14 protein-coding genes are annotated in these 20,480 nt (G+C 73.1%); 7 read left to right on the forward strand and 7 right to left on the reverse strand.

The features are described 5' to 3' along the window. Positions 1-18: 18 nt before the first annotated feature. Positions 19-2,532 (forward strand): glycoside hydrolase family 3 C-terminal domain-containing protein, encoded by a 2,514-nt coding sequence (locus OIE75_RS34890; protein ID WP_329473319.1) that lies wholly within the window; start codon positions 19-21, stop codon positions 2,530-2,532. A gap of 54 nt (positions 2,533-2,586) precedes the next feature. After that, positions 2,587-3,627: a LacI family DNA-binding transcriptional regulator gene (locus OIE75_RS34895; protein ID WP_329473320.1), complete on the forward strand. Its 1,041-nt coding sequence runs from the start codon at positions 2,587-2,589 to the stop codon at positions 3,625-3,627. Positions 3,628-3,671: 44 nt separating this feature from the next. Here the strand turns inward: OIE75_RS34895 and OIE75_RS34900 are convergent, their stop codons facing one another. Beyond that, complete coding sequence (locus OIE75_RS34900) at positions 3,672-5,012, reverse strand: ROK family transcriptional regulator (RefSeq protein WP_329473321.1); 1,341 nt, start codon at positions 5,010-5,012, stop codon at positions 3,672-3,674. Between the two features lie 173 nt (positions 5,013-5,185). Here OIE75_RS34900 and OIE75_RS34905 point away from each other — a divergent pair, with 173 nt between their 5' ends. The 5 genes from OIE75_RS34905 to OIE75_RS34925 all read left to right on the forward strand — a co-directional run bounded on the left by OIE75_RS34905 (position 5,186) and on the right by OIE75_RS34925 (position 11,878). Then, positions 5,186-6,502 carry an ABC transporter substrate-binding protein gene (locus tag OIE75_RS34905; protein ID WP_329473322.1) on the forward strand — a complete coding sequence of 439 codons (1,317 nt, stop codon included), beginning with the start codon at positions 5,186-5,188 and terminating at the stop codon, positions 6,500-6,502. Between the two features lie 58 nt (positions 6,503-6,560). Beyond that, the gene (locus OIE75_RS34910) at positions 6,561-7,598 is read left to right on the forward strand and encodes a carbohydrate ABC transporter permease (RefSeq protein ID WP_122619035.1); all 1,038 of its coding nucleotides are present in this window, start codon (positions 6,561-6,563) and stop codon (positions 7,596-7,598) included. Further along, on the forward strand, positions 7,591-8,445 hold the full coding sequence (locus OIE75_RS34915) for a carbohydrate ABC transporter permease (protein WP_163016135.1): 855 nt from the start codon (positions 7,591-7,593) through the stop codon (positions 8,443-8,445). Before OIE75_RS34910 ends, OIE75_RS34915 begins: the two co-directional genes overlap by 8 nt. Before the next feature lie 35 nt (positions 8,446-8,480). Continuing rightward, positions 8,481-9,839, forward strand: coding sequence for a GH1 family beta-glucosidase (locus OIE75_RS34920; protein ID WP_329474122.1), 1,359 nt, complete (start codon positions 8,481-8,483; stop codon positions 9,837-9,839). A 161-nt stretch (positions 9,840-10,000) separates the two neighbouring features. Then, positions 10,001-11,878: a discoidin domain-containing protein gene (locus tag OIE75_RS34925; protein WP_329473323.1), complete on the forward strand. Its 1,878-nt coding sequence runs from the start codon at positions 10,001-10,003 to the stop codon at positions 11,876-11,878. A 32-nt stretch (positions 11,879-11,910) separates the two neighbouring features. Here the strand turns inward: OIE75_RS34925 and OIE75_RS34930 are convergent, their stop codons facing one another. The 6 genes from OIE75_RS34930 to OIE75_RS34955 form a co-directional block, all read right to left on the reverse strand. Then, positions 11,911-12,729: an SAM-dependent methyltransferase gene (locus OIE75_RS34930; protein ID WP_329473324.1), complete on the reverse strand. Its 819-nt coding sequence runs from the start codon at positions 12,727-12,729 to the stop codon at positions 11,911-11,913. 141 nt (positions 12,730-12,870) lie between these two features. Beyond that, positions 12,871-15,795 (reverse strand): hypothetical protein, encoded by a 2,925-nt coding sequence (locus OIE75_RS34935; protein WP_329473325.1) that lies wholly within the window; start codon positions 15,793-15,795, stop codon positions 12,871-12,873. Then, a complete protein-coding gene (locus OIE75_RS34940) occupies positions 15,792-16,916 on the reverse strand; it encodes an ATP-binding protein (protein ID WP_307016173.1) in 1,125 nt (374 codons plus the stop codon). The genes OIE75_RS34935 and OIE75_RS34940 overlap by 4 nt, the downstream gene beginning before the upstream one ends. A gap of 54 nt (positions 16,917-16,970) precedes the next feature. Further along, positions 16,971-18,476, reverse strand: a complete 1,506-nt coding sequence (locus OIE75_RS34945; protein WP_329473326.1) for a vWA domain-containing protein — start codon at positions 18,474-18,476, stop codon at positions 16,971-16,973. Next, positions 18,473-19,879, reverse strand: a complete 1,407-nt coding sequence (locus tag OIE75_RS34950; RefSeq protein ID WP_329473327.1) for a hypothetical protein — start codon at positions 19,877-19,879, stop codon at positions 18,473-18,475. Before OIE75_RS34950 ends, OIE75_RS34945 begins: the two co-directional genes overlap by 4 nt. Continuing rightward, the gene (locus OIE75_RS34955) at positions 19,879-20,397 is read right to left on the reverse strand and encodes a hypothetical protein (RefSeq protein WP_329473328.1); all 519 of its coding nucleotides are present in this window, start codon (positions 20,395-20,397) and stop codon (positions 19,879-19,881) included. The genes OIE75_RS34950 and OIE75_RS34955 overlap by 1 nt, the downstream gene beginning before the upstream one ends. Positions 20,398-20,480: the final 83 nt, after the last annotated feature.

A 20,480-nucleotide genomic window follows, 5' to 3' on the forward strand; every position in this document is an offset into this window, starting at 1 on the left:
CAGGGGAGGGGAGACCCGGTGGGGACGAGCGACGAAGAGATCGACCGGCTGCTCGGCAAGCTGACACCGCGCGCCCGCGCGCTGCTGCTCGACGGCGCCACGACCTGGCGCACCAGAGCGGAACCGGCCTTCGGCCTGCGGGAGTTGGTGATGTCCGACGGTCCGGCGGGCGTACGGGGCGAGGCATGGGACGAACGCGACACCTCAGTCCTGCTGCCCTCGGCCTCGGCGCTCGCCGCCACCTGGGACGAGCCCTTGGTCGAGAGCCTCTGCGGCCTCCTCGCCGCAGAGGCCCGGCGCAAGGGCGTGGACGTCCTGCTCGCCCCGACCCTCAACCTGCACCGCAGCCCCCTGGGCGGCCGGCACTTCGAGTGCTTCTCGGAGGACCCGGAGCTGACCGGCCGCATCGGGGCCGCACTCGTGCGCGGTGTCCAGGCCCACGGGGTGGCCGCCACCGCCAAGCACTACGTGGCCAACGACTCCGAGACCGACCGTCTCACCGTCGACGTACGGGTGGGCGAGCGGGCGCTGCGGGAGGTCTACCTCGCGCCGTTCGAGGCGGCGGTGGCCGCCGGGGTCCGGCTCGTCATGGCGGGGTACAACGCGGTCGACGGCACCACGATGACCGCGAGCGATCTGCTCACCGACCCGCTGAAGGGCGAGTGGGGCTTCGACGGCGTCGTCGTCTCCGACTGGGGCGCGGTGCGCACCACGGTGGACACCGCCCGTGGCGGGCTGGACCTCGCCATGCCCGGCCCCGACAGCCCCTGGGGCGAGGCGCTGGCCCGCGCGGTGGCCGACGGTGTCGTGCCCGAGGCCGCGGTGGACGACAAGGTACGGCGCCTGCTGCGGCTCGCGGCGTGGGTGGGGGCGTTGGGGGAGGGCGAGGCGCCCGGAGGCGGGGGACCGCGAGAGGCGCGTGGAGGTTGCGGACCGCGGGCCGGTGACACGCACCCGCCCGCGCCCCGCCCGGCCGCCGCCCCGGAGGGCAGGGCCCTGGCCCGCCGGGCCGTCGCCGCCGGGAGCGTGCTGCTCGCCAACCGGGGCGTCCTGCCCCTGGACCCCGGAGGGCTGCGCACGGTCGCCGTGATCGGCGCGCACGCCGCGCGGACCCGTACGCAGGGTGGCGGCAGCGCCGGTGTCTTTCCGCGGGAGGAGGTGTCCGTCCTCGACGGCATCCGGGACGCGCTGCGCGGCCATGCCCGCGTCGTCCACGTCCCGGGCCCCCGTCCTGACGGACCCGCGCCCCCGCTGGACCACGACGCGTGCACCGACCCGCGCTCCGGGCTGCCCGGCGTGCTGCTGCGGATGCTGGACGCCGACGGCCGCGAGCTGTACGCCGAACGACGGCGCGGGGGGCGCCTGCTGGAGCCCCGGCTGGTGCCGGGCGCGCACACCGTCGAGATCAGCGCCCGGCTGCGCCCCCGTACCGCTGGCCGCTGGACGCTGGGCGTGGCCGGCTTCGGCCGGATGAGCCTCGCCCTGGACGGACGGCCCCTGCTGGCCGGCGACTTCCCGCCGCCGACCGACGATCCGGCGGTGGTCCACGTCAACCCGCCCGCCCAGTACGCCGAGGCCGACCTCGCCGTCGGCCAGGACGCCCTGCTCGTGGCCCGCCGCGAGCTGGCCCCCGGCACCGGCAGGGCGACCGTCGTCAGCGCCGCGCCGCCCGCCCCGGACGTCGCCGCGTCACTCGCCGACGCGGCCCGCGCGGCCGCAGCGGCGGACGCGGCGATCGTGGTCGTGGGCACCACCGAGCACGGCGAGTGCGAGGGCTACGACCGTACGGCCCTCACACTCGGCTCCACCCAGGACGCACTGGTCCGCGCCGTCGCGGCCGCCCATCCGCGCACCGTGGCGGTCGTCAACAGCGGCGGCCCGGTGGAACTCCCCTGGCGCGACGCGGTGGGCGCGGTACTGCTCGCCTGGTTCCCCGGCCAGGAGGGCGGCGGCGGACTGGCCGACGTGCTCTTCGGGCACACGGAGCCGGGCGGACGGCTGCCCACCACCTGGCCGGCCGTCCTCGCCGACGCCCCGGTCACCCGCACCCGACCGGCCGACGGCCGCCTCCACTACGACGAGGGCCTGCACATCGGCCACCGCGGCTGGCTGAGCCACGGGCGCACGCCCGCCTACTGGTTCGGGCACGGACTGGGCTACACGGCCTGGGCCTACGAGGAGCTGACCGTCCCGCGCAAGGCCCGGGCGGGAGGCGACCTGACCGTGCGGGTGCGGGTGCGCAACACCGGCGCGCGGGCCGGCCGGGAGGTCGTCCAGGTGTACCTCGCCCGGCCCGGGTCGGCGGTCGAGCGCCCCGTGCGCTGGTTCGCCGGGTACGCGGCCGTCCGCGCACGGCCGGGGGAGACGGTGACGGCCACGGTGCGCGTCCCGGCGAGGGCGCTGCGCCACTGGTGCGTGGAGGAGCGTGCCTGGCGTACGGAGGAGGGCCGCTGGCGCGTGCTGGCGGGCCGGTCGGCGGGCGAGGTGCCGCTGGTCGCGGACCTGGAGGTGAGGGGTCCGGGAGCCGGATGAGAGTGGGGGAGAGCGCTCTACCACGCGCCCGACCTCGCCGGTTAGGGTGCGGGCATGAGCAGACAGGCCCCGACCCTGGAGGACGTGGCCCGGGAGGCCGGTGTCTCCCGGGCCACCGTCTCACGGGTGGTCAACGGCGTTCGCAACGTGGACCCCGCCATCCAGGACCTGGTCCGCCGGGCCATCGAACGGACCGGATACGCCCCCAACCAGGCCGCCAGGCAGCTGGTCACCCGGCGCACCACGACCGTGGCCCTGGTCGTCTCCGGCGCCGGCGACGCCTCGGACACCGAGCAGAACGCGTTCGCGACCCGGGTGTTCGCCGACCCGTTCTTCGGCCGTGTCGTCGGCGGGGTGGTCGGGCACCTGCGGCCGCGCTCGATGCACCCGGTGCTGATGTTCGCCGAGACGCCCGAGGCGCGGCAGGAGGTGGTGGCGTACCTCAGGCAGGGCGGCGCGGACGGCGCCCTGGTCGTGTCCACCCACCCCGACGATCCGCTGCCCGCCCTGCTCGCCGGGGCCGGGCTGCCGGCGGTGCTGTTCGCCCGGCCGGGGCGCCCGGTGCCGCTCAGCTACGTCGACCTCGCCCACCGCGACGGGGGGCGGCTGGCCGCCGAGCACCTGCTGGAGCGGGGCTGCCGGAGGATAGCCACCGTCACGGGGCCGCTGGCCGTCGCGGCGAGCCAGGAGCGGCTGGCCGGCTTCCGCGACACTCTCGCCCGGCACGGGCACCCGTACGTCCCGGTGGCCGAGGGCGGCTTCACCGTCGACAGCGGCATGGCGGCGGCGGTCTCGCTGCTGGACGAACACCCGGACCTGGACGGCCTGTTCACCGCCAACGACCTGATGGCGCAGGGCGCCGTCCAGGTGCTGCGCGACCACGGCCGCCGGGTGCCGCGGGACGTCGCGGTCATCGGCTTCGACGACTCCAGCGTGGCCGTCACCTGCCGGCCCCGGCTGACCACCGTCCGCCAGCCGGTGGAGGAGATGGCGGCCACGATGGCCCGCCTCCTCGACGAACACATCAGGGGCGAGCGCACCGCGCCGACGTCGGTGATCTTCGATCCGGAACTGGTGGTACGGGACTCGGCGTAGGCGTCACCACGCCGTCCCGCGTGCCCGTTCACGCCCCCGCGCCCTCACGCGGGGGCGCGGTCCACCCGGCCCGAGCCCTCACCTCCACCCCGCTGCCCCGCCAACCGCCCCCCGAGGGCCGCCCGCCACGCCGGTACCGGCCCGGGGGCGGTCACCGGGGGCTGTCGGCCGCCGCGCGTGAAGAAGGCCGCCAGGGGCAGGGTCGCGGCGCCGACCGTCACCGCGTCGGGGCCGAGGCGGCCGAGGGCGATGCCCACCCGCCCGGCGGGGTGTCGGAGCGCGTGGGCGAGCGCGTGGGACCGTACCGACTCCAGGAAGGGCGCGCCCAGTTGGAGTCCGGCCCAGCCGCCCACGACGACCCGCTCGGGCTGGAAGAGGTTGATCAGGTCGGAGAGGCCCGCGCCCAGGTATTCGGCGGTCTCGGCCAGGACCCCGGTCGCCACGGGGTCCGGCGCGCCCCCGTCCCCGGGGCGGGCGGCGGACAGCAGGGCGGTCAGCGCGGCCTCCTCGTCGGCGCCGGGCGGCGGCTGCCCACCCGCCTCCCGCCACCGCGCGAGCAGCGCCTCCGCGCCCGCGTACGCCTCCAGGCACCCCCGTGCCCCGCATCGGCACCGGCGCCCCCGCACCCGCACCGTCAGGTGCCCCCACTCCACCGCGCGGCCGCGCTCCACGTCGTCCGTGACGACGCAGGCGCCGACGCCGGAACCGAAGAGCACGACCACGGCGTTGTGCGCCCCGCGTCCGCCGCCGAACCACATCTCGGCCTGCCCCAGCGTCTTGGCGCCGTTGTCGATGAACAGCGGCACCTGCCCGGGCAGCCGCCCCGAGTCCCGCAGCAGGGCCTCCAGCGGCACCGCGTCCCACCCGATGGTCTGCCCGTGCACCAGGGCGCCGTCGGCGGTGTGCTCCACGATGCCGGGGACCCCGACGCCGACGCCCAGCAGCTCACCCTGGACCGGGGCGGCGCCGAGGACCTCCGCGACGCCGTCCAGGATGTGCCCGGCGACCACCCGCACGTCGTACGTGCGCGACCCGTGACCGGGCAAGGCCCGTTCCGCCCGCGCCAGTTCGGACATCGACAGGTCGAACAGCTCGACGCGCACCCGGGTCTCGCCGACGTCGACCCCGATCAGGCGGCCCCGTTCCGCCGCGATCCGGACGAGGGTGCGCGGCCGGCCGCCGTCCGTGCCGAGGCTGCCCGCCTCCTCGACCAGACCGTCGGCGATCAGTTCGGCGACGACGTTGCTGACAGAACCCGAACTCAGTCCGGCCGCCGAACCCAGCGCGAGCCGGCTCATCGGCCCGTCGAAATACAACCGTTGCAGAACTGCGGTGCGGCTCTCGCGCCGCAGGTCACGGACCGTTCGCCCGCTGTGCCTGGCCATCCGGCCCCTTCCTCGGGCGCCTCCGCCCGCCCTTCGACCGCGCGCGACACCTTGACGAGTCTTTCTCTCGGGGTTTAACTCACGTCCTAAATTAAGCCATGAGGGGCTTCGGGAAGTACACCGGGGCCGTCCTCGGACTTCTCGACCGACTCCCGGAAGGAACCCCAGGAGCCATGCGCAGTATCCGAGCCGCGGCCGTAGGCGCCGTCACCATGTCTCTCGCTCTCGCCGCCTCGGCCTGCGGAGGGGGCTCCTCCTCGGGCGGCGGATCCAACGACTCCCCGAAGGAACTCACCTACTGGGCCTCCAACCAGGGCGCCAGCGTCGAGGTCGACAAGAAGGTCCTCCAGCCCGAACTGGACAAGTTCGAGAAGGAGACCGGCATCAAGGTGAAGCTGGAGGTCGTGCCCTGGTCCGACCTGCTCAACCGGATCCTCACCGCCACCACCTCGGGCCAGGGCCCGGACATCCTCAACATCGGCAACACCTGGAGCGCCTCCCTCCAGGCCACCGGCGCGCTGCTGCCCTGGGACGCGAAGAGCTTCGACAAGATCGGCGGCAAGGACCGGTTCGTGGAGTCCGCGCTCGGCTCCACCGGCGTCGAGGGCCAGGACCCGGCGGCCGTCCCGCTGTACTCGATGGCCTACGCGCTCTACTACAACAAGAAGATGTTCGCCGACGCGGGCATCACCAAGCCCCCGGCCACCTGGGACGAGCTGGTCGAGACCGGCAAGAAGATCTCGAAGGACGGCAAGTGGGCCCTCGGCGCCGAGGGCTCCAACCTGTCGAACAACATCCACCAGGTCTTCGTCCTCGGCAAGCAGCACGGCGCCGACTTCTTCACCGCCGACGGCAAGCCCGACTTCACCTCCGACGGCGCCGTGGCGGCCGTCAAGCAGTACGTCGACCTGATGGCCGGGGACAAGGTCATCGCCCCCGGCAACGCCGAGTACGCGCAGAACCAGTCCCTCAGCGACTTCGCCAAGGGCAAGACGGCGATGGTGCTGTGGCAGACCGCCTCCGCCACCTTCAAGACCATGGGCATGGAGGAGGACGAGTGGGGCGTCGCGCCCGCCCCCGTCGCGTCCGGCACCCCCGGCACCGGCAAGGCCACCAACTCCATGGTCGCCGGCATCAACATGGCCGTCTTCAAGAACACCGACAACGTCGACGGCGCCACCAAGTTCGTGAAGTTCATGACCAGCGACGCCGAGCAGAAGATCCTCAACGAGGCGTACGGCTCCATCCCGCCGGTCAAGGCCGCACAGACCGACCCGGCGTTCAACACCCCGGCCACCGCCGTGCTGCGGGAGACCCTCGCCACCAGCGCCGCCGCGCTGCCCCAGGTGCCCGACGAGTCGCAGTTCGAGACCGCCGTCGGCACGGCCGTGAAGGAGCTGTTCGCGGACGCCGCGGCCGGCCGTGAGGTGACCGCCGAGTCGGTCGAGGAGAAGCTCGCCAAGGCCCAGCAGCAGATGCCGACGAAGTGAGCGCGCCCCGACCCCCACGGACCCGCACCGACTCCGACACGACGACACGGATCTCGCCATGACCACCACGACCGCCTCGGCGCAGCCCGGCGAGCGGACGGTCGGCAAGAGCTCCCCCGGGACGGCGCGCGGACCCCGCCGCCGTCCCGGGCGGATCCGCCGCATCGGCCTGCCCTACCTGCTGCTCCTGCCGGCCCTGCTCCTCGAACTCCTCGTCCATCTGGTGCCGATGGTCATCGGCATCGTGATGAGCTTCAAGGAGCTCACCCAGTTCTACATCCGCGACTGGACCGTCGCCCCGTGGACCGGCCTCGACAACTACAGCCTGTCGGTCGACTTCGACGCGCCCGTCGGCGAGGCCCTGCTCCACTCCTTCCTCGTCACCTGCGCCTTCACCGTGCTGTCCGTCGGGCTGTGCTGGCTGATCGGCACCGCCGCGGCGATCTGCATGCAGGACGCCTTCCGCGGCCGCGGCCTGCTCCGGGCGATCTTCCTGGTGCCGTACGCGCTGCCGGTCTACGCGGCCGTCATCACCTGGGCGTTCATGTTCCAGCACGACAACGGACTGGTGAACCACGTCCTGCACGACCAGCTCGGCCTCACCGACAAGCCCTCCTTCTGGCTGATCGGCGACAACAGCTTCGTCGCGCTGCTCGTGGTGTCGGTCTGGAAGGGCTGGCCCTTCGCCTTCCTCATCGTCATGGCCGGCCTCCAGAACATCCCCAAGGAGCTGTACGAGGCCGCCGCCCTGGACGGCGCCGGCGTCTGGCAGCAGATCCGCCGCATCACCCTGCCGTCGCTGCGTCCGGTCAACCAGGTGCTGGTCCTCGTGCTGTTCCTGTGGACCTTCAACGACTTCAACACGCCGTTCGTCCTGTTCGGCAAGGCCGCGCCGGAGGCGGCCGACCTGATCTCCATCCACATCTACCAGTCGTCGTTCGTCACCTGGAACTTCGGCGCCGGCTCCGCGATGTCGGTGCTGCTGCTGCTCTTCCTGCTGCTGGTGACGGGCGTGTACCTGTTCCTGACCTCCCGGTCCGCCAGGACCCCCCGGGCCGCCCGGGCCTCCCGCGAGAGGAAGACGGCCGATGTCTAGGTCCCCGATGGCGGCGCCGCGCTCCTTCCTCTGGACCCGCCGCGTCTTCCTCACCCTGCTCACCGGGTTCGTCCTGCTGCCGGTGTACGTCATGGTGTCCAGCTCGCTGAAGCCGCTCCAGGACGTGTCGAGCAAGTTCCGCTGGCTGCCCAGCGAGCTGACGATCCGCCCGTACATCGACATCTGGTCGACGGTCCCGCTGGCGAAGTACTTCGTCAACTCGCTGATCGTGGCGGGCGCGGCGACCGTCTGCTCCGTGGTGATCGCGGTCTTCGCCGCCTACGCGGTCAGCCGCTACGAGTTCCGCGGCAAGCGCGTCTTCTCGGTGACCGTCCTGTCCACGCAGATGTTCCCGGGCATCCTGTTCCTGCTGCCCCTGTTCCTGATCTACGTGAACATCGGCAACGCCACCGGCATCGCCCTGTTCGGCTCCCGTGGCGGCCTGATCCTCACGTACCTGACCTTCTCCCTGCCCTTCTCCATCTGGATGCTGATCGGCTACTTCGACTCGGTGCCGCGCGACCTGGACGAGGCGGCCCTGGTGGACGGCTGCGGGCCGCTGCGCGCGCTGTTCAAGGTCGTCGTGCCGGCCGCGATCCCCGGCATCGTCGCGGTCGCCGTCTACGCCTTCATGACCGCCTGGGGCGAGGTCCTGTTCGCCTCCGTGATGACCAACGACGCCACCCGCACCCTCGCGGTCGGTCTCCAGGGCTACTCCACGCAGAACGACGTGTACTGGAACCAGATCATGGCCGCCTCCCTGGTGGTCAGCGTCCCCGTGGTGGCGGGCTTCCTGCTTCTCCAGCGCTATCTCGTCGCGGGGCTGACGGCGGGTGCCGTCAAGTGACCGCGACCAACCTTCCCGAACCCGAGAGGACCCACGTGACCATCGACTTCGCCGCACTCCCGCACGGCTTCCTGTGGGGCACGGCCACATCGGCGTACCAGATCGAGGGAGCCGTGGCGGAGGACGGGCGTTCGCCGTCGATCTGGGACACCTTCTCGCACACCCCCGGGAAGATCGACAACAACGACCACGGCGACGTCGCCTGCGACCACTACCACCGCACGCACGAGGACATCGAGCTGATGCGGCGGCTGGGCACCAACGCCTACCGCCTCTCGATCGCGTGGCCGCGCGTCGTGCCGGGCGGCGACGGCCCGGTCAACGCGAAGGGCCTGGCCTTCTACGACCGGCTGATCGACGACCTGCTGGCGGCCGGCATCACACCCTCCGTCACCCTCTATCACTGGGACCTGCCGCAGACGCTCCAGGACCGGGGCGGCTGGCCCGAGCGCGCGACCGCCGAGCACTTCGCGTCGTACGCCTCCGTCGTCGCCGAACGCCTCGGCGACCGCGTCCAGCACTGGGCCACCCTCAACGAGCCGCTGTGCTCCGCCTGGATCGGGCACCTGGAGGGCAAGATGGCCCCCGGCTGGACCGACCTGACGGCGGCCGTGCGCGCCTCCTACCACCTGCTCCTCGGTCACGGCATGGCCATGCGCGCCATCCGCGAGGCGGCCCCGGGCGCCCAGGTGGGCATCGTCAACAACCTCTCCACCATCCACGCCGCCACCGACCGCGACGAGGACCTGGCCGCCGCCCGCCGCATGGACGGCCACACCAACCGCTGGTGGCTGGACCCGATCCACGGCCGCGGCTTCCCGGAGGACATGCGCGAGGTCTACGGCGTCGAACTCCCCGAGCAACCCGGCGACATGGACCTCATCGGCGCACCGCTGGACTGGCTGGGCCTGAACTACTACTTCCCCCAGACCGTCGCCGCCGATCCCACGGGTCCCGCCCCCCACGTCCGCACCGTCCGCCGGGTCGGTGTCCCGCGCACCGGCATGGACTGGGAGATCGACGCCGGCGGCATCGAGGACCTGCTGCTGCGCCTGACCGAGGAGTACGGCCCGCGCAGGCTCTACGTCACCGAGAACGGCTCGTCCTTCCCCGACGTGGTCCGCCCCGACGGCACGATCGACGACCCGGAGCGCCAGGAGTACCTGACCGCCCACCTCGCGGCCTGCGCCTCGGCCGCCCGCAGGGGTGCTCCGCTGGCGGGCTACTTCGCCTGGTCGCTCCTGGACAACTTCGAGTGGGCGTACGGCTACGACAAGCGCTTCGGCCTGGTCCACGTCGACTACGCGACCCAGGTCCGCACGGTCAAGGGCAGTGGGCGGCACTACGCGGACATCATCCGCCGGGCGCGGAAGAGCGAGCGCAAGGCGGCCTGACCCCGTGGCGGGCGCGGATGCGGGAGTCCGCGCCCACCACGGCCCCGCCCGTACGGCCGAGCCCATGAACGTCACACGAAGGTCCCACGGACGTTCATGGGCGTTTCCACGAATGTCAGGTACATGGCAATTCCATACGTCACTCGTCCGGAGGAGACCCCATGCCATCCCGTACCCCCCGCACCCTCCTGACCGCCCTCGCCGCGCTGACCCTGCTGGCGGCGGGCCCGGTCCTCACCACCCCCGCGGCCGCCGAGCCCTCCGCCGCCGCGGCCTGGGACACCGACCGCGCGGCGTCCGCGTACACCGCGAACCCCGCCGCGGTGACCGCCTCGGCCGGCGAGAACGCGGGCACCGCACCCGGTCTGGCCTTCGACGGCAACGGTGCCACCCGCTGGTCCAGCGACTTCACCGACGGCGCCTGGATCCGCGTCGACCTCGGCGCCACGATCCGCGTCGACCGCGTGACCCTGGACTGGGAGGCCGCCTACGGCAAGAGATACGTGCTGGAGGCGTCCAGGAACGGCACCGACTGGACCCCCTTCTACACGGAGACCGCGGGCACGGGCGGGTCGGTCACCGCCCACACCTACCCGCAGGAGGTCACCGCCCGCTACGTCCGCATGCGCGGCGTCGAACGGGCCACCCCCTACGGCTACTCCCTCTACTCCTTCAAGGTCTACGGCGGCGAACCGGCCCCCGCGTCCACCACCCGCACCAACCTCGCCCTGAACCACCCGGCGTACGCGAACTTCTACCAGCACGCGGGCAACTCACCGGCGTTCGTCACCGACGGCGGCCGCCCGGCCGACCTGAAGGCGGACGTGAGCCGCTGGTCCAGCGACTGGAACGCCGACCGCTGGGTCTCCGTCGACCTCGGCGCCACCTCGGTCGTCGACACCGTGGACCTGTACTGGGAGGCGGCGTACGCGGTGGACTACGAACTCCAGGTCTCCGACGACAACCGCACCTGGCGCACCGTGTACCGCCCCTCCGCGAGCGAGGTCGCCGCCCGCCGCGCCGACGTGAAGTCGCCGGGCGAGGCCACCGGCCGCCACGACAGCGTCCGCCTGCCGCAGCCCGCCACCGGCCGCTACGTCCGCATGCTCGGCAAGGAACGCCGCTCCTTCTACAACCCGGCCCCGTCGACAGCCCAGTTCGGCTACTCGCTCTACGAGTTCGAGGTCTGGGGCACGGGAGGCAGCGCTTCGGCGGCATACCCGGCGCTGCCGGGCGAGCAGTCCGGCACGTACCGCACCACGTTCTTCGACGACTTCACGTCCGGCTCCCTCGACCGGGCCAAGTGGCGCGTCGTGCGCACCGGCACGGAGATGGGCTCCGTCAACGGCGAGTCCCAGGCCTACGTCGACTCCGCCGACAACATCCGCCTGGAGAACGGCGCCCTGGTCCTGCGCGCCAAGCACTGCAAGGGCTGCACCAAGGCGGGCGGCGGCACCTACGACTTCACCTCGGGACGCATCGACACCAACACCACATTCGACTTCACCTACGGAAAGGTCAGCGCCCGCATGAAGCTGCCGGTCGGCGACGGCTTCTGGCCGGCCTTCTGGATGCTGGGCAGCGACGTGGACGACCCCTCGGTGTCCTGGCCGGCCTCCGGCGAGACCGACATCATGGAGAACATCGGCTACGGCGACTGGACCAGCAGCGCCCTGCACGGCCCCGGCTACTCCGCGGACGGCAACGTGGGGGCGCGGCAGGTGTACCCGGGCGGCGGCCGGGCCGACCAGTGGCACACCTACGCGGTGGAGTGGACGCCGACCGGCATGAAGTTCTCCGTCGACGACCGGATGGTCCAGGAGACGACCCGGAACAAGCTGGAGTCGACGCGGGGGGAGTGGGTCTTCGACCACGACCAGTACGTGATCCTCAACCTGGCGCTGGGCGGCGCCTACCCGGCCGGCTGGAACAAGGTCACCAGCCCGTACTGGGGGCTGCCGCAGTCCAGCGTGGACCGGATCGCGGCCGGGGGAGTGCAGGCGGAGGTGGACTGGGTGCGGGTGGAGCAGAAGGGGTAGCGGACGGGAGGGCCGTTCGGCCTGCCCGTCCGTCAGGCACCCTTCCTCGCCACCCCGCCGTAGATGCCGATCGGCGGCGCGTCCGGCCGGGGCGTCTCCTCGGGGCGCCAGTCGGTGACCCGGACGAGCCCCGGTTCGACCAGCGCGAAGTCGCCGAACAGGTCGAGGACCTCGGCGTGCCGGCGCAGGTTCAGGGACGCGGTGGCGCTGTTGTAGACGGACGCCGCGTCCTCGCGCCGGTCCTCGTGGACGTCGCCCGTCGCGTGCGACAGCACGAGGTAGGACCCGTCGGGCAGCGCGTCGCGCAGGGTGGCGACGATGCCCGCCGGGTCCTCCGCGTCGGAGACGAAGTGCACGACCGCCACCAGCAGCAGCGCCACCGGCCGGCCGAGGTCGATGACCTCGCGGACCTCGGGGTGGTCGAGGATCGCGCGGGGGTCGCGCAGGTCGGCCAGGACGACGGCGGTGTCCGGGTCGTCCGACAGCGCCGCCGAATGCGTACTGACGATGGGGTCGTTGTCGACGTAGGCGACCCGGGTCTCCGGGGCGATGGACCGCGCGATCTGGTGGACGTTGGGCTCGGTGGGCAGACCCGTGCCCACGTCGAGTATCTGACGGACGCCGCCCTCGGCCACCACGTGCCGGACCGCGCGGTGCATGAAGCGCCGGTTGGCGAGGACACCCTCCCGCACCTCGGGCGCCACCTTCATGAACTGCTCGGCGGCCCGCTGGTCGACCTCGTAGTTGTCCTTGCCGCCGAGGAAGTAGTCGTACATCCGGGCGGGATGGGGCTTGCTCGTGTCGACCCGGTACGGGTGGGCGGCGTTCTCGCCACCGCTCAGGGAGGTCATGCGGCCTGACTCCGTCCTCAACTCGCGGGCCACCGGCGGGAGGAGCATGGCGACCGACTGTCGGAACATCATCTTGGCATGCTCCGCGCCCGGTCGCCCGGCTCCGGGGCCCGTCCGCCGCCGGAGTCGGCCCCGGCACCGTCAGCAGCGCGCGAGCACCGCCTCCCACGCCTCCCCGGCCTCCGGATGACGGGCCGTCAGCATCGCGCCGGAGGCATCGGCACCCCTCCCCGCCTCCCAGGCGCCTTCGCACCCCAGCAGAGCGGCGACCGCATCGCAGGCCGCCGGGTGGGCGGCGAGCAGCCCCACGCCGGACGGACCGCGGCCTCCCGGCGACGCCTCGGAACCGGACCATTCCCCGGTGCACCCCAGCAGGTCCGCCACCGCGTCGCAGGCCGCCGGATGCCTCGGCAGGAGCGCGGCGCCCCGGGGCATCCGGTCGCCGGGGTCCGGCCGGGCGGCGTCCGCCGGCGCCGGGGACGCGTGCCACGGCGGCACCCAGGCGTCCAGCGCGGCGAGCCGTCCCGGGAAGATCCGCCCCGCCTCCCGGACCAGCAGCGGCGCCAGTTCCGCGGCTCCCGAGCGCAACGTCGTGATCAACAGAGGCAGCCACGGCAGCAGCACCGGGTCGGGCAGCCGTGCGAACGCGTTCGACACCGCCTCCACCACCACGTCCGCCAGCCCCGGCACCGGCTCCAGCGCGTGCACGAACCCACTGAGGTAGCGCGGATACGAGGGCACCACCAGCGGGTTGTCCAGCAGCGCGTCGCACCGGGCCCGCAGCTCGGCCCGCGACAGGGTGCCGAGCCGCACCTGCGCCGCCCAGAGCAGGGCCGTCTTCGACGGGTCCCCGGGATGCGACTGCCCGACCGCCAGCTCCAGCTGGGCCCGGTCGCAGCCCAGCGACAGCGCCAGCCCCTCCATGCCGAACAGGAAGCCCAGCATCGCCGCGACCTGCCCGACCGTCGCGTCCTCGTCCTGGAACGCCGTCGGCAGCAGCGTGCAGTAGTGGGCGTAGCCGGCCTTCACGAACGACTCGATCCACGGCGGCAGCACCGGCTCGCTCGTCCGGTAGTACGCCAGCAGCGCCCGCACCCGGCGCAGCACCTCCGGGGCGCCGTCGACCGTGCGCTCGGTGGCGAGCACCTTCAGCGCGTGGCCGCCCAGCTCGTCCGCGAGGCGCCGGCCGCGCAGGTACAGCGTGGCGTCCTCGACCGCCGCGAGCACGTCCGCGGTCGTCGCCCGCGGACCGTAGGCGTCGCGCCGCAGCCGCTGTTCGAGGACCTGCTCGATGCTCACGCCCTCGTAGCCCAGCTCGACGAGCGCCCGCTGGTGGGTGCCCAGCGAGAGGTCCCAGGACTCCTGGACGGACCGCTCACCGAGCCGCCGCTCACCCATGATCGGGCGGGCCGCGCCCCGCGGCAGGAGGCGGCGCAGCATCCACAGCGCGTCGGAGCAGGCCGCCAGCTCCGGCCGGGCGGCCATGTCGAGCAGGGCCCGCCGCACCCCGCGCTGCTCGGGCTTCAGCTCCAGCGGGGCGAGGCGGTCGTACACGTCGCGAGCCAGCGGCGGCAGCGACTCGTACCCGACCCGGCCGATCCGGTCCCCGCCCATCATGATCTCGACCAGCCGCCGCACGTCCCGCCGCCCGGGCACGCTGTCCTTCTCGATGCAGGTGACCGCCGCGTCCTGGAAGTCGTACGGTGTCGGCTTGGCCCGGTCCCGCATCCCGGCCAGCAGGATCGACGTCTCGAAGACGGCGATGGCGTCCGCCGTCGAGGCGAGGTACCCGTTGCGCCGGGCCGCCCGCACGATCTCCACCGACCAGCCGAGCAGTTCCTCCTCGTCCAGCCGGTCGATCGCGGGCGGTCTGCGCAGGAAGCCGGACAGCCTGTCCGCGGAGGGCCCGGGGGTGGCGGCCGGGACGACGGCCGCCTTCTTCGCCGCGGACTTCCGCCGGCCGGCCTGCCCCTCGAGGACGTACGGGTTCACCCGGCTCCGCCTGAGTCCATTGGCCCACTCCGTCGCCGCGATCGACACCGAACCGGGGGCCAGGCCGAACTGCGCCTCGATCGCCGCGTGGCTGGACGGGATCAGCCCGTACTGCCAGGTGGTGGCCGTGCGCGGCGGGATCGTGAACGTGTCCGACCCGCCCGCCACACCGAACTCCTCGACGCGGCTGGCCGCGTGGAACGCCCCGCACACGTACAGGCAGTCCCGCGGGTCCGTGCCGCTCGCCGCCAGGTGCTCGCGCATCCGCGTCCACATGTACCGCTCGCGGTCCTCGTCCACCCGGAGCCGGGATCCCTCGCCGGGGGCGAGCCGGCGGAACAGGCTGCCGATGAGGAACATGACCTGGCGGTAGGTGGCGTGGTCGCTGTCCCCGAGGGGGACCTCCACGTACTGGTGCCACCACTCCGACCAGTGCCGTACCTTGCCGTGGCGCAGCAGGTGCTCCTCCAGTTCGGCGAAGCGCGGCCGCAGGTCGCCCAGTTCGACGCCGACGGCCTCACCGTGCAGCGCGGCCTCCTCCTCCTTGGGGGTGTCGTCGGCCTCGGTGGTCCCGCCCTCAGGCCCGGCGCCGCCGTTCCACTGGAAGACGTGGTCCGCGGACCGGTCCACGAGCACCAGGTCGACGCCCGGGGTGTCCAGGGCGTAGGCGATCGCCTGGTACTCGGCGGACGCCTCCGTGACCGGTGCCACCACCGACAAAGGGGCCCACTGGGCGGGGAAGCCCTCGACGTCGCCGGCGAAGGCCTGCACCGCCACCGGCAGCCGGCAGTTGCGCAGCTCGGCCAGGAGCGGAGCCATGTCCTCGCACAGCTCCAGGTAGACCACCTTGGGCTGCTTCTCGCGCAGTCGGCGGGCCATGGCGGTGGCGGAGGCGGGGGAGTGGTGGCAGACCGGGAAGATCTCCAGCGGTTCGCGTACCGCGCGGTCCACGTCGTCGACCAGTCCGAGCAGGATGCCCTCCAGGGCGTCGGGCCCGTCCGCGAAGGCCGCCGCGGCCTCCTGGAGCTGTCCGCGCAGCGCGGCGAACGAGGTGTTCTCCTGCGCCCCGCTCATGACAGGGTGGCGATCGCGTCGCGGCCGCCCTCCAGGAACTCCGTCCAGGGGCCGCCCTCCTCCTTGCCGCGCGGCTCGACGACACCGTGCAGGTACTTGTTGAGGATGGCGAGGTCCTCGGGCTCGCGCCGGGTCAGGGAGCCGACCAGCGAGGCGGCGAGGGTGCGGGCGGTCAGGGCGCTCTCCCCGAAGAAGTTGCTGTGCAGGACGGCGTCCTCCAGCACGCCGATCTGCTCGGCCGTCGACAGCGCCGACTCCAGCCGTTCGTCGTCGCTGCCGGCCGCCGCGGCGGAGGCGCGCAGGTCGGCGAAGCTGCGCAGCAGCACGTCGAGCAGGGTGGGCGGCACGTCGAGGTCGATGGAGTGCCGGCGCAGCAGCTCCTCGGTGCGGAAGCGGACGATCTCCGCCTCGCTCCTCTTGTTGGTCACGACGGGGATGCGGACGAAGTTGAACCGGCGCTTGAGCGCGGACGACAGGTCGTTGACGCCCCGGTCGCGGCTGTTGGCGGTGGCGATGACGGAGAAGCCCGGCTTGGCGAACACGATGTTGTCGTCGCCGCCGCCGCTCTCCAGCTCGGGGACGGAGATGTACTTCTCGGAGAGGATCGAGATCAGCGCGTCCTGCACGTCGCTCGTGGACCGCGTCAGCTCCTCGAAGCGCCCGATCGAGCCGGCCTCCATCGCGGTCATGATCGGTGAGGGGATCATCGACTCGCGGGACTGCCCCTTGGCGATGACCATGGAGACGTTCCACGAGTACTTGATGTGGTCCTCGGTGGTGCCGGCGGTGCCCTGCACCACCAGCGTGGAGTTCCGGCTGATCGCGGCGGACAGCAGTTCGGCCAGCCAGCTCTTGCCGGTCCCCGGGTCGCCGATGAGCAGCAGCCCGCGGTCGGAGGCGAGGGTGACGATGGAGCGCTCGACGAAGCTCCGGTCGCCGAACCACTTCTGGGACACCTCCCGGTCCAGGCCGTCGGACCGCTCGGAGCCGAGGATGAACAGGCGGACCATCTTGGGCGACAGCCGCCAGGAGAACGGCCGGGGGCCGTCGTCGACCGACTCCAGCCAGTCGAGTTCCTCGGCGTACTTGATCTCGGCGGGGGCGCGCAGCAGTTCGGACATGGGTGAGGGGCCTTTCCTTGCGGTGAGCGCGACGGTCGGGTGGGCGTCCGTCGGTCAGGTGAGGAACGTCTTGAGTTCGTGCACGAGCTTCTTGATGTGGCCGGAGATCACCGGCGCGCCGAGGTCCTTGAACCGCTCCCGGAACCACGGGTTGACGCTGCCGCGCCCGGAGCTGGTCACCGAGCCGACCGGGATGAACTTCGCCCCCGAGCGGTGGACGGCGGCCATGGCGTCGAACAGCTCCTGCCGGCGCCATTCGTAGAAGTCGGAGATCCACACCACGACCGTGTTGCGCGGCTCGGCGATCTTCGGCTGGGCCAGCGCCATGGCGACCGTGCCGTCGGTGCCGCCGCCGAGCTTGGTGCGCAGCAGCGTCTCGAACGGGTCGTGCGCCCAGGGCGTGAGGTCGAGTGCCTGGGTGTCGTACGCGATGAGGTGGACGTCGACCTTCGGCAGCCCGGCGAAGATGGAGGCCAGGATGGTGCAGTTGACCATGGAGTCGACCATGGAGCCCGACTGGTCCACGACCACGACGAGGCGTTGCGGTGTCGTCCTGCGGCCGGTGTGCCGGTAGTAGAGGCGGTCGACGTAGAGCCGCTCCTCCTCCGGGCTCCAGTTGGTGAGGTTCTTCCAGACGGTGCGGTCGATGTCGAGGTTGCGGAAGACCCGCTTGGGCGGCACGGACCGGTCCAGCTCGCCCGCCGTGGACTTCTCGACCTGGGTGCGCAGCACCTCGGTGACCTCGTCGACGTAGCGCCGGATGAGCGCCTTGGCGTTGGCCAGCGCGACGCCCGAGAGGTTGTCCTTGTCGCGCAGCAACTGCTCGATCAGGGACATGCTCGGCGTCAGCCGGGAGGCCAGCGCGGGATCGGCCAGCACCTCGCGCAGCCGCATGCGCCGGACGAGTCCGGCCTCGACGGCGGCGAGTTCGGGACCGATCGCCGGGACCAGCCGGTCCAGGCCGGGCACCGGGCCGCCTGCGCCGGTGCCCGCCGGGCTCACCCCGGTGCCGGGCGCTCCCGCCCCGCCCGCCGGGCCCCGCCCGCCCCGCAGCTCGCCGGGGCGGCAGCCGAGGGCGCGCTCCAGCCAGTCGGCGTCGGACTGCCAGCGCGCCAGCTGTCCGGCGGTCACGTTGCCGGAGCCGGTGGTGAAGACGTTCAGCAGCAGCTTGGAGGCGAGCGCCGCGCGCCGCACCTCCTCGGCCCGGTCCCGGTCGCCGGCCTCCCGCGGCTCGGGCGCCATCAGCCCGTCGAACTCGGCGGCCAGTTCCGGGTGCCGCTGGACGACGGAGTCGACGGAGGCGCCGGGATCGAGCAGGGCCGGGGGAAGCCCCACGTCCTCGACGACGGCGAGGCTCGCCGATTCCAGGGCGGCCTGCTCCTCGGGGTCGAAGAGACGGGCCAGCAGGCGCCAGTAGAGGACCTGGCGGCGGTTGTCGTCGGCGTGGGGGTCGGAATCGAGGGAGGGGGTCTGCCGGCCGGGGGCGGGGTGGCCGGGGCCTGCGGCCTGACCGGTGGGCTGGTCGGGGCCGGGGGTCTGCCCGGCGGCGGGGTGGGTCATTTCCGCAGCAGCTTCCCGGCGCGCTCGCGCAGCACCTTCACGGCGTCGGTGGCGGCCTTCTCGGCCCGCACACCCGCCTTGTCGGTGGTCCCGCCGGCCCAGGCCCCGGCGTGCACGGCCACGGACTTCCCCCGGGCAGTGCGCTCGACGGCGAGCGGCTGCAGCAGGAACTCCCCGGCGTCCCAGCGCAACAGCCCCAGACAGGCACCGGAGGCGGTGACCGCCTTCGGGGTGAGCGGTCCGGCGGCCGGCACGCGGTCCGTGTCGACCCGCAGACGGCACCCGGCGATGTCGAGGACGACGACGCCGTCCTCCTCCCGCACGCCGTACCCCTCGACCAGCACGGGCACCGCGATCCGGGCGGGGTGCCGGTCCAGCGGCGACACGGCGTACGCGGCCGCCGCGGGCAGCGCCACCCGGGCCGTGGCGAACACGTCGGCCTCCGCGCCGGGACGCGCACACGCGTCGTCCCACAGCAGGTCGCCCTCGGCCGTGACCGGCATTCCCTCCAGCTCCACGGCCCGGCCCTCGCCCACCGCCGCCAGCAGCGACATGTGCGGACGCAGCAGCTGCCACAGCCCGGCACCGACCACCGTGTCCGGCTTCGGGGCGGACACGGAGGCCCGCACCAGCCGGGGCACACCGCCGTCGGCCGGCTCGAACACCGCGTGCACCTGCCCTTGGACGGCGGTGGCGTGCTCGTGGACGTCGACGCCGAGCGGCAGCAGACGTCCGGTGGCCGAACCCGTGACGGGCGCGGACACGGCCCCCGGCAGCGTCAGCAGCACGGCCCGCGACCACAGGTCGGCCCAGCGGCGCACCGGCACCCGCTCCAGGGCGGCGCCGGGACAGCAGGCGGCCAGCTCGGCGGCGAACCCGTCGAGCAGCGTGGCGAGCCGGCGCAGGGCCGGGTCGGCCAGCAGCGCGGAGACCACGGGCGCGGCCCCGCCCACGAGGTCGTGGTCGATGCCCCGCCAGCCGGCCCGCGCCAGGTCGCACAGCCAACTGCGCGCCGCGACCATGAGGTTCGGGGCGTGGGCCGGAGCGTCGGCCGGTCGCGCATCCGTCCCGTCGGCCGGCACGTCGGCCGCGGGGCGCCCCACGACCTCGTCCACGCGCAGGACCAGCGCGTCGTGCACGGCTCCGAGCAGCGCGGTGCGGGCGGCGGCGAGTGCGACGAAGTGCTCCTCGTCGCCCGCGCCGGCGACCGTCTTCTCCGCGGCCTCGGCCACCCGTGCGGCCAGCGGCGTCCCCGCCACGGCATCGGCGAGTCCGGCGAGGCCGTCGGCCTGCCCCGGCTGCGGGCGGAGCAGTCCGCCGACGAGCGCGGCGTCGAACCCGTCCACCGCCGCGAGCGCCTCGTCGAGGCCGTCGACGTCGTCCAGAAGCAGGTCGGCACGCATCAGGCCGCCACCGCCCCGCCGGTCGGGAACCAGTGCATCTCCGGCAACGGGGCTGTGACCGGGGCGAGTTCGAGGTAGCCGAGGTGGCGCAGGAAGCGGCTGAACACCTGGGCCGCCGCCCCGCTGTCACCCGGCCCGGGGCGGGTGACCGTCATCGCGGCGAGCAGCGCGGCCGCGTCGGTGCCGCTCTCGGCCTCGGCCTTCAGATAGCGTGCGACGCGCTCGGCGCCGTACTGGAGCACGGCCTCGGCGACAAGAGCGCGTATGTGGTTGCAGAACGAACCGCGTGCCCCGCCGCAGGGCCGGTTGTTGTTGGTGCTGCACGAGAACGCGTAGGTCACCGTCGCGACCGACGACACGTACACCCGACCCGCGTCCGACCCGCTGGACACCACGCCCTGCAGGCGTCCGTCGGCCAGTTCGACGAACGGCACCTTGGCGAGCTTGCGGGGCCGCGCGGGCGGCACCACACGCACCGTGCTCGACTTCTCCCAGACGGACAACGCACCATCTCCCATACACGCGAAAGAAAGAGGGGGGTGTTCGCGCCACGTCGGCGGAACAAGAACGAACCTATCCGCGACCACTGACAACGCCCCCG

It is taken from the genome of Streptomyces sp. NBC_01723, assembly GCF_036246005.1.
GTDB lineage: Bacteria > Actinomycetota > Actinomycetes > Streptomycetales > Streptomycetaceae > Streptomyces.

What these genes read in the sequence shown, in the direction of transcription:
- OIE75_RS34895 (WP_329473320.1), top strand. Translation starts at nt 2,587, where the DNA reads ATGAGCAGACAGGCCCCGACCCTGGAGGACGTGGCCCGGGAGGCCGGT.
- OIE75_RS34900 (WP_329473321.1), bottom strand. Translation starts at nt 5,012, where the DNA reads ATGGCCAGGCACAGCGGGCGAACGGTCCGTGACCTGCGGCGCGAGAGC.
- OIE75_RS34905 (WP_329473322.1), top strand. Translation starts at nt 5,186, where the DNA reads ATGCGCAGTATCCGAGCCGCGGCCGTAGGCGCCGTCACCATGTCTCTC.
- OIE75_RS34910 (WP_122619035.1), top strand. Translation starts at nt 6,561, where the DNA reads ATGACCACCACGACCGCCTCGGCGCAGCCCGGCGAGCGGACGGTCGGC.
- OIE75_RS34915 (WP_163016135.1), top strand. Translation starts at nt 7,591, where the DNA reads ATGTCTAGGTCCCCGATGGCGGCGCCGCGCTCCTTCCTCTGGACCCGC.
- OIE75_RS34925 (WP_329473323.1), top strand. Translation starts at nt 10,001, where the DNA reads ATGCCATCCCGTACCCCCCGCACCCTCCTGACCGCCCTCGCCGCGCTG.
- OIE75_RS34930 (WP_329473324.1), bottom strand. Translation starts at nt 12,729, where the DNA reads ATGACCTCCCTGAGCGGTGGCGAGAACGCCGCCCACCCGTACCGGGTC.
- OIE75_RS34935 (WP_329473325.1), bottom strand. Translation starts at nt 15,795, where the DNA reads ATGAGCGGGGCGCAGGAGAACACCTCGTTCGCCGCGCTGCGCGGACAG.
- OIE75_RS34940 (WP_307016173.1), bottom strand. Translation starts at nt 16,916, where the DNA reads ATGTCCGAACTGCTGCGCGCCCCCGCCGAGATCAAGTACGCCGAGGAA.
- OIE75_RS34945 (WP_329473326.1), bottom strand. Translation starts at nt 18,476, where the DNA reads ATGACCCACCCCGCCGCCGGGCAGACCCCCGGCCCCGACCAGCCCACC.
- OIE75_RS34950 (WP_329473327.1), bottom strand. Translation starts at nt 19,879, where the DNA reads ATGCGTGCCGACCTGCTTCTGGACGACGTCGACGGCCTCGACGAGGCG.
- OIE75_RS34955 (WP_329473328.1), bottom strand. Translation starts at nt 20,397, where the DNA reads ATGGGAGATGGTGCGTTGTCCGTCTGGGAGAAGTCGAGCACGGTGCGT.